This is a genomic window from Stenotrophomonas sp. P5_B8 (genome assembly GCF_054049855.1).
This window is the reverse complement of the sequence record NZ_JBFULO010000783.1, coordinates 1-851: the sequence shown is the minus strand read 5'-3', so window position 1 is coordinate 851 and position 851 is coordinate 1. Positions and strand designations below refer to the sequence as shown.

Annotated in this window: 1 protein-coding gene; it reads right to left on the bottom strand. The window is 63.5% G+C overall.

Annotated features, from left to right (window positions below; genetic code table 11):
• Nucleotides 1–37 precede the first annotated feature (37 nt).
• Nucleotides 38–851 (bottom strand): serine hydrolase domain-containing protein (locus ACXJKH_RS21440; protein ID WP_457322403.1); only part of this gene is annotated, 814 nt, incomplete at its 5' end.

Genomic DNA, 851 nt, shown 5'->3' with positions numbered 1-851 from the left:
GTCCCAGACACGCTACTTCAGGTGGCTGGGTCCCGCTTCAGCGGTCGATCGGATCAGAATGTTCGCTGGCCGGATCCAGATCCGCCAGGCGCGCGTCCACCAATCCTGCGCCCCCCTGGCCGATCTGATCAGGGCGACTGTGATCGGGATGGAGATTCGTGAACACAGCAACCGAGACGCCCGTTCCCAGGTATCCGGCGAAGTACGACGTAAACCCTTGCCATGCGCCGTCATGCTCCACGATGGGACCTGATGGGTGGATGCGGACAAACCAGCCGAGACCGTAGCCTTCCTCGGGAACCACGCCGTCGACCGGATATGGTGTCCACATCTGCGCCAACGTAGCGGGAGCCAGGACGGAGGCGCTGCACAAGGCGCGACCCCAGTGCTTCAGATCCCGACCGGTCAGGTCGGCCGTGGAATTGAAGGTGGGCGATACCCAGGCCTGGTTACACAGGGTCCCTCCCCTGCGTTCGTAGCCTGCGGCCCGATGGGGGACGATCTCCTGGTCGGATATCACCCGGGATGCGGTCATGCCGAGACGCCCGAAAATCTCCTCCGCCAGGATGTCGCCGTGGAATTTCCCGGTGATGCTGCGGATGACGGCGCCAAGCAGAAGGTAATTTGCGTTGCGGTAGCTCCATGTTTCTCCTGGGGACGCCTCAACGGGCAGCTGGGAAACCTTCTGCACCAGTTCCGCTTCCGTAAAGTCCCGGCGCACGTCGAACGGCCCGTCGCGGCCGGTGAACTCGTCGCCGTCATAATCGGCAATGCCCGACGTGTGCGAGAGCAGCTGGCCGATGGTGATCGCCTGCCACGTCTCAGGCAGTCCGGCCACATGTGAGCGGATG